General features: G+C 66.1%; 12 protein-coding genes. 9 read left to right on the top strand and 3 right to left on the bottom strand.

Annotated elements, in window-relative coordinates; translation table 11 throughout:
- Positions 1 to 15: 15 nt before the first annotated feature.
- Both M2342_RS01055 and M2342_RS01050 read left to right on the top strand, forming a co-directional pair.
- Positions 16 to 1,152, top strand: coding sequence for an ATP phosphoribosyltransferase regulatory subunit (locus M2342_RS01055; RefSeq protein ID WP_264577715.1), 1,137 nt, complete (start codon positions 16 to 18; stop codon positions 1,150 to 1,152).
- A 98-nt stretch (positions 1,153 to 1,250) separates the two neighbouring features.
- The gene (locus M2342_RS01050; RefSeq protein ID WP_264577714.1) at positions 1,251 to 2,741 is read left to right on the top strand and encodes a DUF389 domain-containing protein; all 1,491 of its coding nucleotides are present in this window, start codon (positions 1,251 to 1,253) and stop codon (positions 2,739 to 2,741) included.
- A 27-nt stretch (positions 2,742 to 2,768) separates the two neighbouring features.
- Here M2342_RS01050 and M2342_RS17040 read toward each other — a convergent pair whose 3' ends face one another.
- Entirely contained in the window at positions 2,769 to 3,884 is a 1,116-nt protein-coding gene (locus M2342_RS17040; protein WP_319801070.1) for a DUF924 family protein, read from the bottom strand.
- 68 nt (positions 3,885 to 3,952) lie between these two features.
- Between M2342_RS17040 and M2342_RS01035 the strand changes: the two genes are divergently transcribed.
- Both M2342_RS01035 and M2342_RS01030 read left to right on the top strand, forming a co-directional pair.
- Positions 3,953 to 4,198: a type II toxin-antitoxin system CcdA family antitoxin gene (locus tag M2342_RS01035; protein WP_181561102.1), complete on the top strand. Its 246-nt coding sequence runs from the start codon at positions 3,953 to 3,955 to the stop codon at positions 4,196 to 4,198.
- Positions 4,198 to 4,494, top strand: coding sequence for a CcdB family protein (locus M2342_RS01030; protein WP_264577713.1), 297 nt, complete (start codon positions 4,198 to 4,200; stop codon positions 4,492 to 4,494). Before M2342_RS01035 ends, M2342_RS01030 begins: the two co-directional genes overlap by 1 nt.
- Positions 4,495 to 4,524: 30 nt before the next feature.
- Here M2342_RS01030 and tldD read toward each other — a convergent pair whose 3' ends face one another.
- Positions 4,525 to 5,967: a metalloprotease TldD gene (gene tldD, locus M2342_RS01025; RefSeq protein WP_264579956.1), complete on the bottom strand. Its 1,443-nt coding sequence runs from the start codon at positions 5,965 to 5,967 to the stop codon at positions 4,525 to 4,527.
- Positions 5,968 to 6,044: 77 nt separating this feature from the next.
- On the opposite strand from tldD, the gene M2342_RS01020 reads away from it, so the two are divergent.
- Together M2342_RS01020 and M2342_RS01015 are read left to right on the top strand one after the other, a co-directional pair.
- Positions 6,045 to 7,046 (top strand): ligase-associated DNA damage response exonuclease, encoded by a 1,002-nt coding sequence (locus tag M2342_RS01020; RefSeq protein ID WP_264577712.1) that lies wholly within the window; start codon positions 6,045 to 6,047, stop codon positions 7,044 to 7,046.
- Positions 7,046 to 8,677 (top strand): cisplatin damage response ATP-dependent DNA ligase, encoded by a 1,632-nt coding sequence (locus M2342_RS01015; RefSeq protein WP_264577711.1) that lies wholly within the window; start codon positions 7,046 to 7,048, stop codon positions 8,675 to 8,677. The genes M2342_RS01020 and M2342_RS01015 overlap by 1 nt, the downstream gene beginning before the upstream one ends.
- Before the next feature lie 15 nt (positions 8,678 to 8,692).
- Here the strand turns inward: M2342_RS01015 and M2342_RS01010 are convergent, their stop codons facing one another.
- Positions 8,693 to 9,322, bottom strand: coding sequence for a TlpA family protein disulfide reductase (locus M2342_RS01010; RefSeq protein WP_264577710.1), 630 nt, complete (start codon positions 9,320 to 9,322; stop codon positions 8,693 to 8,695).
- A 31-nt stretch (positions 9,323 to 9,353) separates the two neighbouring features.
- Here M2342_RS01010 and argH point away from each other — a divergent pair, with 31 nt between their 5' ends.
- The 3 genes from argH (at position 9,354) to pepN (ending at position 13,845) form a co-directional block, all read left to right on the top strand.
- Positions 9,354 to 10,736: an argininosuccinate lyase gene (gene argH / locus M2342_RS01005; protein ID WP_264579955.1), complete on the top strand. Its 1,383-nt coding sequence runs from the start codon at positions 9,354 to 9,356 to the stop codon at positions 10,734 to 10,736.
- Complete coding sequence (locus M2342_RS01000; protein ID WP_264577709.1) at positions 10,733 to 11,032, top strand: hypothetical protein; 300 nt, start codon at positions 10,733 to 10,735, stop codon at positions 11,030 to 11,032. The genes argH and M2342_RS01000 overlap by 4 nt, the downstream gene beginning before the upstream one ends.
- Before the next feature lie 212 nt (positions 11,033 to 11,244).
- Positions 11,245 to 13,845 (top strand): aminopeptidase N, encoded by a 2,601-nt coding sequence (gene pepN, locus M2342_RS00995; RefSeq protein ID WP_264577708.1) that lies wholly within the window; start codon positions 11,245 to 11,247, stop codon positions 13,843 to 13,845.
- Positions 13,846 to 13,869 lie beyond the last annotated feature (24 nt).

The following is a 13,869-nucleotide window of genomic DNA, read 5'->3' as shown; positions in this document are numbered from 1 at the left end:
GCTAAATGCCGCGCCATGACTGAAGCCATCGCTCCCGGATTGCTGCCCGAAGGGCTTGCCGATCGTCTGCCGCCCAAGGCGGAGGCCTCCGCCCGCCTCGTGCGCGAAGTGCTCGATACCGTCGCATCGCATGGCTATCGGCGCGTGATGCCGGCCCTGGCCGAGTTTGAGGAAACGCTGGTCGCGCGCCTGCAGTCGGCCCGCGCCGAAGATCTGCTCCGCGCCGTCGATCCGCTCTCCCAACGCAGTCTGGCGATCCGGCCGGACATGACCGCCCAGATCGGCCGCATCGCCGCCACCCGCATGGCTGCGACCCCGCGTCCGCTGCGCCTGTGCTATGGCGGACCGGTGATGAAGCTGCGGGCCGACCAGCTGCGGCCCGAGCGCGAGCGGATGCAGGTCGGCGCCGAGATCATCGGCACAGACAGCGTCGCGGCGGCAGTCGAGATCGTCAATGTCGCCATCGAAGCGCTGCAGCGCGCCGGTGTCAGCGGCATCACCATCGACTTCACCTTGCCCGATCTCGTGACGATGCTGGCCGATGGCCCGATGCCGCTCCCCCAGGGCGACGTCGAGGCGGTCCGCGACAGTCTCGACGCGAAGGACGCAGGTTCGCTGGCGGCGCTGGGCGAAGCCGCGCGGCCCTATCTGGCGCTCATCGAGGCGACCGGGCCATTCCACCCCGCCATGGACCGGCTGCAGGCCTTCAACGCGGGGCCAGCCAAAGGCAAGCTGGATAACCTCATTGCGGCGCTGCGGGCGATTGCCAAGCCGATCGGCTGGGACATCACGCTCACGCTCGATCCGACCGAGCGCCACGGTTTTGAATATCAGAGCTGGTTCGGCTTTTCTGTCTTTGCCGAGGGCTTCATCGGCGAGATCGGCCGAGGTGGCAGCTACGCGGTGGCGGGCGCTGACGGCAAGGCTGAGCCGGCCATGGGCTTCTCGCTCTACCCTGATCCGCTCATCGACGCCGGGTTCGGCACCACCGCCGCGCAGCGGGCCTTTTTGCCGATCGGCCATGATGGTGCCCGGGCTGCGGCGCTCCGGGCGGAAGGCTGGGTGACCATCGCCGCGCTGGATGAGGCCGACGACCCGCTGGCGCTGGGTTGCGAAGCGATTCTGGACGGCACCGAGCTTCGGCGGTTGTAACATCCGGGCTCGCCCGCAGGGGCAGCGGACTGGAAACGCAGCAATTTTCCCTGCTAGGGCGTCGGTGGAATGACGGACGTAGCAGAGGAGCCGATCGCTTGACCAACAAGACCTACGCGGTTTCGCGCAACCCCCTCTGGGTCAGCTGGCGGGAACGCTCGATTGCCACGGTGGATCACGATGCGATCCTGCGGCGAATCGTCGAGGAATCCGGCTGGTCGCCGCGTTATGTCTTCATGACGGTCATATCCGCCGGCATCGCCATTCTCGGGCTGCTGCTGCCGTCCAGCGCGGTCCTCATCGGCGCCATGCTGCTGTCTCCGCTGATGATGCCGATCATCGGCCTGGGCTTTGCGCTCGCGACGCTGGACTTTGCGGAAATGCGCGCATCCGGCTTCGCGCTGGCGGTCGGGGCGGTGATCGCCATTGCGTTCACCGCGCTGTTCGTCCTCGTTTCACCGGTGCAGACCGTGACGACGGAAATTGCGGCCCGCACGCGGCCCAATCTCTTCGACCTCCTCGTCGCATTCTTCTCGGCGCTCGCGGGCGGTTATGCACTTATTCGCGGGCGGGGCGAGACGGTCGTGGGCGTTGCCATCGCCATCGCCCTCATGCCGCCGCTGGCCGCCGTCGGCTTCGGCATTGCCACATGGAACTGGACCATCGCTGGCGGTGCTTTCCTGCTCTTCATGACCAACACGGTCACGATCACGCTCACGGCCGCATTCATGGCGCGGCTCTACGGCTTTGGTTCCCACCTCACCCCGGCCCATACCCGGCTGCAAAGCATCGTGATGGTGGTCTGCATGACGGCGCTCTCGGTGCCGCTGGCGCTTACCTTGCGGCACATCGCCTGGGAAACGCTGGCCGCCCGCCAGGTGCGGGACGTGATCCAGCGCCAGTTCCCCCAGACGGCACGCATCAGCGATCTGGAAACCGACTTCAACCGCCAGCCCATGCGGGTCGTCGCCACCGTGCTTACGCCCACTTATGCGAAGGATGCCGAGCGGGACACCGCGACCAGCCTGCGCGATGCGCTGCAGCGGGAGTTGGATGTCACCATCGACCAGATCCAGGTGGGGGCGGGCAATAGCGAGGCAGCTCAGGTGGCCGCTGCACAGTCCCGCGAGCGCACGCAGAGCCTTGAGCGCTTTGCGACGACGGCGGTGGACCGGCTGGCCCTCGTCGCTGGCGTGTCAAGCGATGCGGTGCTGGTGGACCGGGGCCGGCGGCAAGCCACGGTTGCAGCCCAGCCGCTGGCCGGTGCGTCGCTCGATCTGTATCGTCAGCTGGAACGGCGTGCCTCCGACGGCCTGGATGGCTGGACGCTGGTGTTGACGCCGCCGCCCGCCCCGCTGCCGGTCATCGGCTTTTCGGGCGAGGCATTGACGCAGCAAGGGGCCGCCGATCTCGATCTGGCCGTCTGGGCGGCGCGGCGAGTGCCGTTGGGCATCACCATCGCGGGGCAGGCCGCACGCGCCGAGATGGTGCGCGAGATTCTGCGTGCCCAACAAATTCCGGACCAGCGCCTGCTGATCGCGCCCAATGGCGATGCAGATGTCCGCCTGAGTTGGCGCCTGCCGGACTGACGACGATCCGCTGCGAGCGGCGGAGGGTTACCAGCCGCTGCCCTCCGCGACCGCCTCTTGCTCCTCGGGCCGGGTTTCCCGGCCAAGCGCGGCATTGCGATGCGGGAAGCGGCCGAAGCGGACGATGATCTCGCGGTGGGCCTTGGCGAATTTCAGATTGTGCTCGAAGCCCGGCTCGCTGAACAACGCCACGCACAAATCCTGATCGGCCAGATCCTCGCTGTGCATGAACGGCATGTAGAAGAAGGCGCGGGCGCCCTCCACGAATGCCTTGTCGAAGCCACGCTCCAGCGCCACGCGCGCAATCTCGCGGGCGAGCGGATCGGTTGCGAAGGCCCGGGCCTCGCCCCGGAACATGTTGCGGGGAAACTGGTCGAACAGAATGAGCGCCGCCAGCGCCGTGTCGGCATCGGCCACGAACATATCGGCAGGCTTGTCGCGCTGCGCTTCCCAAAGCGAGCGGAAGAGATGCGTCAGTCGCACATCCTCTTCCTCGCTCGAATCGAACCAGCCCTCCGGGCCGATCTCATTGAGCCAATGGTTGAGCACCGCCGGTACCCAGTCGGGATCAACATGCACCTGCACCGGCTTGCGCTCGGGAAAATGGTCCTGCACGCGCACCGGCAGGCCATCGATGCTTTGCGTCCGGGTCGAAATGCGCGCCAGCCGTTCCGGCGTTTCGTTCTGCTCATGATAACGAGAGAGCGTGTCGCGCTCCTTCTCGTGCCTCATGAAGGGCACGCCCCAGCCACAGCTTTCCTGCACGCTCTCCACCGTCATCATGAAGATCTGCCTTGTGCCGGGAAGGATCGTGAAGGGCCGGGAGGCGAAATCCCATTCATCATCCTGAGGCAGCACCGCCTTGCCGCGCCCATAGAGTCGCAGGATCAGCGGGGGCTGGTCGAACGCACAGAACATGATGGTGATGCGCCCGTCCGCTGAAAGATGGGCCTGCGTCTCGTTGCCCGATCCGCCGACATCCAGATAGCCGACCAGATTGGGGCCCAGCACGCGGAAGCTGTCCATGCCCTTGGGACTGAGGTTGATCCGCGCGCCGTCTGCCGCGGTGGCGACAAAGAAGACCGGCTGTTTCTCGATGAAGCTGCGTTGCTTGTCGGAAATGGCAGTGAAGAATTCAGACATGGGGCCTCAGGTCTTGCTGGTCGGATGCGCACATTGACGCGCATGGATCATGCGCATAGCTTGCGCATATGAAGCTTGATCCTATCGCCTCCGGCAAGCGCAAGCCAGTCAATCTCTCGCTCGATACCGGCGTGGTGGAAGCGGCGCGCGAGGCTGGGATCAATCTCTCCCAGACCTGCGAAGCCGCCCTGCGCGCGGCGGCGAAGGCAGAGCGCGAGCGGCGCTGGCAGGAGGAGAACAAGGAGTGGGTCGAAGCCCACAACGCGTGGGTTGAGAAGAACGGCCTTCCCCTTGCCCGTTACCGCATGTTTTAATGGCTCAGTATGATGTCGTTCGGCTGAGGTCGGGGCAGTATGTCGTAGACTGTCAGGCTGAGGTGCTGTCGGGCATCAACACACGGTTTGTCGTTCCGCTGGCTTATCCAAACGACGCGCCGCCGCCCCGGCCGGGCCTCAATCCCCGCTTTCGTATGCAGGGCGAAGACTGGGTGCTCGTCACCCAGTTTGCAGGTGCAGTGTCGGTGTCGGAAATCCAAGAAATCACCGGCTCCCTCGCGCAAGAAGAATACCGGATCAAGAACGCGCTCGACATGCTGCTGACCGGGGTGTGAGGGCATCGTCTAGTCGTCCCGACCGGCGCCTCAGCCGCCCGTGCCGCCGATTGTCAGCCCTTCGAGCAGCAGCGTCGGCTGGCCCACGCCCGCCGGCACGCCCTGTCCCGCCTTGCCGCACATGCCGATCCCTTCATCGAGCGCGAGGTCGTTGCCGATGCCGACGATGCGGTGCAGCGCGGCGGGGCCGTCGCCGATCAGCGTTGCGCCCTTTATGGGGTCGCCGATCCTGCCATTTTCCACCTTGTACGCCTCGGTGCAGGAGAAAACGAACTTGCCCGAGACGATGTCCACCTGACCGCCGCCAAAGCTGCGCGCGAAGATGCCGGTCTTCACGCGGCTGAGCAGCTCGGCGGGATCGTCGTTGCCCGCGCGCGCATAAGTGTTGGTCATGCGCGGCATCGGCGCATGGGCGTAGCTTTCGCGCCGGCCGTTGCCAGTCGGTGCCACGCCCATCAGCCGCGCGTTGAGCCGGTCCTGCATGTAGCCCCGCAGAATGCCGTCTTCGATCAGCACATTCTCCTGCGTGGGGGTGCCCTCATCGTCGATGCTGAGCGACCCGCGTCGCGCGTCCATCGCGCCATTGTCGACCACCGTCACGCCCGGCGCCGCCACGCGCTCGCCGATCTTGCCCGAGAAGGCACTCGTGCCCTTGCGGTTGAAATCGCCTTCCAGGCCATGACCGACCGCCTCGTGCAGCATCACGCCCGGCCAGCCGGGACCAAGCAGCACGGTCATCTCGCCTACCGGGGCGGGCACCGAGCGGAGGTTGACCTGCGCCTGCTTGAGCGCCTCGTCGATCGCGCGCTGCCAGGTCGCCTCCTCGAACAGGGAATCGTAGAGATAGCGCCCGCCAATGCCAAAATAGCCGGTTTCGCGCCGCCCATTCTCTTCCATGATGATCGAGACGTTGAGGCGGACGAGGGGACGCACGTCGGTCGCCACGAAGCCATCCGGCCGCACGATCTCAACGACCGACCAACTACCGGCCAGCACCGCAGAGACCTGCACCACGCGCGGATCGCGGGCCCGCGCTGCGGCGTCAATCTTGGCCATCAGGTCGACCTTCTGCGCGAAGGGGACGAGATCGAGCGGGTTGGCGTCGGTATAAAGATGCCGGTTGGTGCGCTGAGGCGGCGTTGTCATCGGCTCACGCGCCGGGTCGAGCAGCTGGAGCGTCTGCGCTGCCTTGCGGATCGCCCGCTCGCTGATGTCATTGGCGTGCGCGAAGCCGGTCATCTCGCCAGAGACGCCGCGCAGGCCAAATCCGGCATCGGTGGAATAATCCGCTGTCTTCAACCGCCCATCATCGAACCCGAAGCTCTCGGTCGCGACATATTGCAAGTAAAGCTCGCCATCCTCGCAGCCGGTAAGCGCCTCGGCGGTGAGCCGGCGGGCGCTATCCGGGTCGAGAGACCCATCGCGATACAGGAAGGAACGCACGTCTGTGGTCTGGGGAGCAGCATCTGTCATGGCCATGATATAGGTCCTTTGGGGCACATCGCAAAGCCGCGCTGGAACCGGGACGTGCCGGTCGCCATTTAGAGGCCATGGCCGACTTCTCCTGGATTCGCGCAGAGGCGCATGGGCTGCATGTGGTGCCGGCCAAGGCCTGGGTCGATCCGGCCGATCCGGTGGAGACGGCCCTCGTCACGCATGGCCATGCCGATCATGCCCGGGGCGGCCATGGCCGCTGCATCGCGACGCCGGAGACGCTGGCCATCATGGACTTGCGTTACGGTCCGCCCGGCGCCGCGCAACCGGTGGCCTATGGCGAGACGATCAGCCTGCCGGGGAGCGTGCAGGCCACATTCCTGCCGGCGGGGCATGTGCTCGGGTCCGCGCAGATCCTGTTTGAACATGCCGGCGAGCGGGTGATCGTTACTGGCGATTACAAGCGCCGGGCCGATCCGACATGCCCGCCCTTTGAGATTACGCCCTGCGATGTCTTCATCACCGAAGCCACGTTCGGCCTGCCGGTCTTCCGTCACCCGCCCATCGGCGAGGAGATTGGCAAGCTGCTCAAGGCCCGCGAGGCCAATCCCGAACGCTGCATCCTTGTGGGGGCCTATGCGCTGGGCAAGGCGCAGCGGGTCATCGCCGAGCTGCGCCAAGCTGGTTATGTCGAGCCGATCTATCTGCACGGCGCGCTGGAGCGGATGTGCCGGTTGTATGAAGACCTCGGCGTCGATCTCGGCGAGCTGAGATTGATCGCCGGAATGCCCAAGGGTGCGCTGGCCGGGCAGATCATCCTGTGTCCGCCCTCGGCGCTCAACGATCGCTGGAGCCGTCGCCTGCCCGATCCGGTCACGGCCATGGCAAGCGGCTGGATGCGGGTGCGGCAGCGTGCGCGGCAGCGCAATGTGGAGCTGCCCTTGGTGATCTCGGACCATGCCGACTGGGCAGAACTGACGACCACGATTGCGGAGGTGAATCCGGCGCAGACCTGGATCACCCATGGCCGGGAGGATGCGCTGCTGCGCTGGTGCGAGCTGCATCAGCGCCGTGCCCGCGCGCTCGCCCTTGTCGGCTATGAGGATGAGGACGACTGATGGAGGCCTTCGCCGCCCTGCTGGATGCGCTCGTCTACACCCGCTCGCGCAACGGCAAGCTTGCCCTTATCGCCGCCTATCTGCGCGAGACGCCCGATCCTGACCGGGGCTGGGCGCTGGCTGCGCTGACGGACGGCCTCGATTTTCCGGCGGTGAAGGCCGGCACGATCCGCGCCTTGCTGATGGACCGCGTCGATCCGGTCCTGTTCAAGCTCAGCCGGGATTTCGTCGGCGATACGGCGGAGACGGCGAGCCTGCTCTGGCCGGACAATCCCGCTGCGCTCGATCCGCCGAGCCTGAGCGAAACGGTGGCGGCGCTGTCCGCCATGACCCGCCAGTCCGTCGCCCCAGCGCTGGCGCGGCTCATGGATCGGCTAGATGTGAATGGCCGCTACGCGCTCATCAAGATGGCGACGGGTGCGATGCGCATCGGCATTTCGGCGCGGCTCGCCAAGGTCGCCTTCGCGCAGGCGTTCGATGTGCCGGTGGACGATGTCGAGGAATATTGGCACGGCCAGACGCCGCCTTATGGCGCGCTGTTCGATTGGGCCGCCAAGGGTGGTCCTCCGCCGCGCGTCGACCATATCCCCACCTTCCGTCCCTTCATGCTGGCGCATCCCCTGGAGGATGATGTCATCGCGCGCGAAACGCTCGATATGGCCGACTATGGCGCCGAGTGGAAATGGGACGGCATCCGCGTGCAGATCGTCCATGTGCCTGAGGCGGATGGCGCCGGGCCGGGCGGGGACACGCGGCTCTTCTCACGCACCGGGGACGACATCACCGGCAGCTTCCCGGATATCGCGGCGGCATTTCGCGAGCCCGGCGTGCTCGATGGCGAACTGCTGGTGCGGGGGAGCCATCAGGGCGGCGAAGAAGGCGGCGCGGCGAGCTTCAACGCCTTGCAGCAGCGGCTGGGGCGCAAGACCGTCTCAAAGGCGATGCTCACCGATTTTCCCGCCTTCGTCCGCCTCTACGACGTCTTGCTCTCCGACGGCGAGGATCACCGCGCGCTCAGTTGGGAGCAGCGCCGCGCCGTGCTGGAGGCGCTGCTCCCCCGGCTCGACCCCACCCGCTTCGACATTTCGCCGCTGATCGAGGCTGCAAGCCTTGCCGATCTTGCCGCCATTCGCGAGCGCGCCCGCGATGACGCCATCGAGGGCGTGATGCTCAAGCGGCGGGATAGCCCTTATGTCGCCGGCCGCCGCACGGGCCTGTGGTACAAGTGGAAGCGCGATCCCCTGCTCGCCGATTGCGTGCTGATGTATGCCCAGCGCGGCAGCGGCAAGCGCTCCTCCTTCTACAGCGATTTCACTTTCGGCTGCTGGGATGGCGATCCCGATGCCGGCGCGGAGCTGCTGCCTGTCGGCAAGGCCTATTTCGGCTTTACCGACGAGGAGCTGAAGTGGCTCGATTCTCACGTCCGCCGCCACACCGTCAATCGCTTCGGCCCGGTGCGCGAGACGGATAAGAGCCTGGTCTTCGAAGTCGCGTTCGATTCGATCCACGAAAGCAAGCGCCACAAATCCGGTCTCGCCATGCGCTTCCCGCGCATCAGCCGCATCCGCAATGACAAGCCCGCCCATGAGGCCGACCGGATCGAAAGCTTGCGGGCGATGATCTCCGGCTAGGGGAGTCGGGACGGCTTACTCGCCGATTTCGGCGATCAGTTTCTGCCCATCTTCCTCATCCCACTCCAGCGCACCGACGATGCGTGCGACTTCCTTGCCCGCGCCATCGTACAGAATGGTCGTCGGCAACGTGCCGGTGCCATAATGGAAGCCGAGCGCATTCTCCCGGTCCAACCAGGTCTGCAGCGTAGAGAGCTTGCGGGCCGACCAGAAGGCGGGGACGCCATCCGGCTCCATGTCCTGAGAAACGGCGATCACTTTAACGCCCTTGCCCTCCGCAGCCTTGGCGGCGCGGTCGAGGGCAGGCAATTCGGCCACGCAAGGCGCGCACCAGGTCGCCCACAGATTGACCAGCATCGGCTTGCCCCGCGCAATGGCCTTGAGCGTCGCCGGCTTGCCCTCGATGGTGGTGAAGGGCTTGTCCGGCATCGCCTCGCCCTTGTGGCTGCGGTCGATGACATGGGAGAAGGTCTTGCCCGCGCTCCCCGGTGCAGCTTCGTCCGGGCTCACTTCATCGGGGGAGAGGGCATTGCCCACCGCGGCGTCGTTGCCGGCGCCTTGCGCGTTTTGAGCGGATTGCCTATCGCAGCCGCTCGCGGCCAGTGAGAGGCCGATCAGCATAGCAAGGGCAGAAATAGAGCGCATGGCAGACTCCGCAAGCAAGGGCGCGAACAGCATGTGGGGCGGTCGCTTCGCGGCCGGGCCGGCCGCCGTCATGCGCGAGATAAATGCCTCGCTTCCGTTCGACAAGCGCTTGTGGCGGCAGGACATTGCCGGCTCCATCGCGCACGCCCGGATGCTCGGCGCGCAAGGCATCCTTGCGCAGGACGAGGCAGCGACGATCATCGGCGGGCTGGAGGCGATCCAGGCCGAGTATGAAGCCGGTGATCTGCCCGAAGATCTCGACCTTGAGGACATTCATATGGCCACCGAGGCGCGGCTGGCCGAGAAGATCGGTCCCGTCGCCGGGCGGCTGCACACGGCGCGCTCGCGCAACGATCAGGTGGCGACCGATTTCCGCCTCTTCGTGCGCGATGCCATTGATGAGGTCGATGCCAGCCTCAAGGCGCTGCAACGCGCGCTGATCGGTCGGGCGGGCGAGCATGCGCAGAGCGTCATGCCCGGGTTCACCCATTTGCAGAGCGCCCAGCCGGTGACGCTCGGCCATCACCTCATGGCCTATTATGAGATGATCGCGCGGGATCGTTCGCGCTTTGCCGATGCGCGCGCGCGGCTCAATCTCTCGCCACTCGGTGCGGCGGCGCTGGCGGGCACGGGCTTTCCGACCGATCGGCATATGACCGCGCAAGCGCTCGGCTTCGACGGGCCGACGCGCAACAGCCTCGACAGCGTTTCCGACCGGGATTTCGCGCTCGATTATCTCATGGCCGCCACCCAGTGCAGCCTGCACCTCTCGCGGCTGGCGGAAGAGTTCGTGATCTGGGCAAGCCAGCCCTTCGGCTTCATTTCGCTGCCCGATGCCTATTCCACCGGCAGCTCGATCATGCCGCAAAAGCGCAATCCCGATGCCGCCGAGCTGGTGCGCGGCCATGCCGGGCGGATCATGGGCTGCATGACGTCGCTGTGCGTCACCATGAAGGGCCTGCCGCTGGCTTATTCCAAGGACATGCAGGACGATAAGCCGCCTTTGTTCGAGGCGCATGATCTGCTCGGCCTCTCCATCACCGCGATGACCGGCATGGTGGAGACAACCACCTTCCGCACCGAACGGATGCGGGCGCTGGCCGAAAGCGGCTTCGCAACCGCAACCGACCTTGCCGACTGGCTGGTGCGGGAAGGCAATGTGCCGTTTCGCGAGGCGCATCACATCACCGGGCGTGCGGTCAAGGCCGCGGAAGAGGCGGGCGTGCAACTGGCGGCGCTGCCGATCGAGACGCTCAAGGCCATTGATGCGCGGATCGACGAGCGCGTTTTTGCGGTGCTGACGGTGGATGCCTCTGTCGCCAGCCGCAAGAGCTATGGGGGCACCGCACCCGATCAGGTGCGCGCGCGGATTGCCGAAGCGCAAGCCGCGCTGGATGGAGAGACCGGTCGATGAAGGCGATGAATCACAAGATGATCGCGCGTGCCGCTCTGGCGCTGCTCGTGGCGGCTAGTCTTTCGGGCTGCGGCTCGGTGAAGGATCTGCGCCCCAAGGAGGGCATGGGCCAAGTGCCCAAGGCCGCCGCCGCGCCCGAGCGGGAGACGCCCAAGCAGCTCATGACGCCATCCACCCAGGCAAAGCCGGACCGGCAGGCGGATCTGCTCGACCGCTCCATGGAGCGCGCGGAGGACCCGTTCGATCTGCCGCCCGGGCCGAACAACGGGCGGAGTGGCGCAAACACCACGGAATAAGCAGCGCAACATCCGTTCGTGTCGAGCCCTTCGACTGCTCGCCGGGCGGGCGCTCAGGATAAACTACAGCCTCGGGCTGAAGTCGAGACACCAAGGACGGTCCTAACGTGTCTCGACTTCGCTCGACACGAACGGGAACGTGGTGGTGGAGTTCTCGCCATCGGCGGCTTCCCCCGCTTGTGCCTCGCCTGATGCGGGCATAGGACTGGGGCATGGATATTCAGACCACCCAAGCCGCCGCCACGCCGCCTGTCATCCGCCGCGAGGATTATCGTCCGCCGCTCTGGCAGGTGCCGCAGATCGGCCTCGACTTCGATCTCGATGCCCGCGCCACCCGCGTCAAGGCCCGGCTTGAGGTCACGCGCACCGGCGACCATGCGCAGCCGCTGCGACTGGATGGCGACGGACTGACGCCGCTGCGGGTCGCTGTCGACGGCCGCGCGCTCGCCCCCTCCGACTGGCGGCTCGAGGATGGCGCGCTGCTGATCCCGCTGACCGGCGAGAGCCACGTCGTCGAGACCGAGGTGGAGATCAATCCCGCGGCCAATACGCAGTTGATGGGGCTCTACGCTTCTGGGGGCCTGCTCTGCACCCAGTGCGAGCCGGAGGGCTTCCGTCGCATCACCTTCTTCCCCGACCGGCCGGATGTGCTCTCGCGTTATGATGTGACCCTACGCGCCGACAAGGCGACCTATCCCGTGCTGCTCGCCAATGGCGATCCTGTCGAGGCGGGCGATCTGGAGGGCGGGCGGCATTGGGCGCGCTGGACCGATCCGTTCCCCAAGCCGAGCTATCTGTTCGCGCTGGTCGCGGGCAATCTCGCCTGCAATGCGGACAGCTTCACGACCATGAGCGGCCGGCCGGTGAAGCTCGGCATCTGGGTGGCGGAAAGCGATCTGCCGCGCACGGATCATGCCATGAAGGCGCTCAAGGATTCGATGGCGTGGGATGAGCGCGTCTATGGCCGCGAATATGATCTCGACGTTTTCAACATCGTGGCGGTGGCGGATTTCAACTTCGGCGCGATGGAGAACAAGGGCCTCAACATCTTCAACACGCGCTACATTCTGGCAGACCCGGAAACGGCGACCGACCCGGATTACGACGCCATCGAAGCGGTGGTGGCGCACGAATATTTCCATAACTGGTCCGGCGATCGGGTGACCTGCCGGGACTGGTTCCAGCTCTCCCTCAAGGAGGGCTTCACCGTCTATCGCGATCAGGAATTCTCTGCCGACATGGGCTCGGCAGCGGTCAAGCGGATCGAGGATGTGCGGGTACTGCGCGCGGCCCAGTTCCAGGAGGATGGCGGTCCGCTCGCCCATCCGGTGCGGCCAGAATCCTACATGGAGATCAGCAACTTCTATACGGCGACCGTTTATAACAAAGGCGCCGAACTGATCCGCATGATGGCGCGGCTGCTGGGGCCGGAGCGGTTCCGCAAGGGCTCCGATCTCTATTTTGAGCGGCATGACGGGCAGGCGGCGACCTGCGAAGATTTCGTGCGGGCGATGGAAGATGGCGGCGGGATCGATCTTGCGCAGTTCCGGCTCTGGTACAGCCAGGCCGGCACCCCGCGCGTAACGGTCGAGGCTGCGCATGATGCGACAAGCGGCACGGTGACGCTCACCTTGCGGCAGACGGTGCCGCCGACGCCGGGGCAGGGCGAGAAGCAACCCATGGCGATCCCATTCCTCTTCGCCCTGTTCGACCGCGAAACGGGCGCGCATGGGGGCGAGGAACTGGAAGTTCTGACGCAGGCGGACACGGTCATCACGCGCACCGGCTTCGCGCAGCCACCGGTGCTGTCGCTCAATCGCAGCTTCTCTGCGCCAATCGTCGTGGACGCCGAGCAGAGCGCCGAGGATCTGGCCTTTCTGGCCGCGCGCGATGACGATGCGTTCAGCCGCTATGAGGCCCTGCAGCAACTCATGATCAATGGCCTGCTCAGCCACATTGCGGGCGGACCGCTGGAGAGCGGCGTGATCATCGACTCGATCCGCCGGACGATCAGCGACGACACGCTGGACCGGGCGCTGATCGCCGAAGCGGTGAAGCTGCCAAGCGAGGCCTATCTTGGCGACCAGATGCAGGTCGTCGATCCCGACGCCATCCATGCAGCGCGCGAGGCGCTGCAGCACGAGATCGGCGCGCAACTGGAGCAGGACTGGCGCAGGCTCCATGCCGATTGCGCGCGTAACGGCTTCTCACTCTCGGCGGACGCGCGCGCGGCCCGCAAGCTGCGCGGAGTTGCCTTGAGCTATCTGGTCGCATCAGGCGCATCGGATGGCCCGGCGCTTGCCTTCGCCCAGTTCGAGCAGGCGGATAATATGACCGAGCGCCAGGCCGCGCTGGCTGTTCTCGCCAACGGCACGGCGGCAGAGCGGGACGCAGCACTGGCGGCGTTCCACGCGCGCTATGCGGGCAATGCGCTGGTCATCGACAAATGGTTCCAGACCCAGGCTTTGGCCTTCCATCCGGAGACGGTCGATAATGTCGCGGCGCTGAGCAGCCACCCCGATTTCACCTTGACCAATCCGAACCGCGCCCGCGCGCTTTACGGTGCGTTTGCCGCCAACCAATGGGCGTTCCATCGGGCGGACGGCAAGGGCTATGAGATGGTGGCAGGCGCCATCATCGCGCTCGACAAGCTCAATCCGCAGACCGCCGCGCGGCTCGTGCCGCCACTTGGTCGCTGGCGCCGGTTCGATGCGCAGCGGGGTGCCGCGATGCGTGCGGCGCTGGAGCGGATCATCGCCGAACCCGGCCTGTCGCGGGACGTGATGGAGCAGGCGACGAAGAGCCTCGCCTGAGCGGGATACGGCTGCGGCCGGACG

This window comes from Sphingobium sp. B8D3A (assembly GCF_025961995.1).
GTDB lineage: Bacteria > Pseudomonadota > Alphaproteobacteria > Sphingomonadales > Sphingomonadaceae > Sphingobium.
This window is presented reverse-complemented; position numbering and strand designations above follow the sequence as displayed.

Bases quoted from the DNA above. Each gene is read 5' to 3' on its own strand.
- M2342_RS01055 (WP_264577715.1), top strand. From the start codon at position 16: ATGACTGAAGCCATCGCTCCCGGATTGCTGCCCGAAGGGCTTGCCGAT.
- M2342_RS17040 (WP_319801070.1), bottom strand. From the start codon at position 3,884: ATGTCTGAATTCTTCACTGCCATTTCCGACAAGCAACGCAGCTTCATC.
- M2342_RS01035 (WP_181561102.1), top strand. From the start codon at position 3,953: ATGAAGCTTGATCCTATCGCCTCCGGCAAGCGCAAGCCAGTCAATCTC.
- M2342_RS01030 (WP_264577713.1), top strand. From the start codon at position 4,198: ATGGCTCAGTATGATGTCGTTCGGCTGAGGTCGGGGCAGTATGTCGTA.
- tldD (WP_264579956.1), bottom strand. From the start codon at position 5,967: ATGACAGATGCTGCTCCCCAGACCACAGACGTGCGTTCCTTCCTGTAT.
- M2342_RS01020 (WP_264577712.1), top strand. From the start codon at position 6,045: ATGGCCGACTTCTCCTGGATTCGCGCAGAGGCGCATGGGCTGCATGTG.
- M2342_RS01015 (WP_264577711.1), top strand. From the start codon at position 7,046: ATGGAGGCCTTCGCCGCCCTGCTGGATGCGCTCGTCTACACCCGCTCG.
- M2342_RS01010 (WP_264577710.1), bottom strand. From the start codon at position 9,322: ATGCGCTCTATTTCTGCCCTTGCTATGCTGATCGGCCTCTCACTGGCC.
- argH (WP_264579955.1), top strand. From the start codon at position 9,354: ATGTGGGGCGGTCGCTTCGCGGCCGGGCCGGCCGCCGTCATGCGCGAG.
- M2342_RS01000 (WP_264577709.1), top strand. From the start codon at position 10,733: ATGAAGGCGATGAATCACAAGATGATCGCGCGTGCCGCTCTGGCGCTG.
- pepN (WP_264577708.1), top strand. From the start codon at position 11,245: ATGGATATTCAGACCACCCAAGCCGCCGCCACGCCGCCTGTCATCCGC.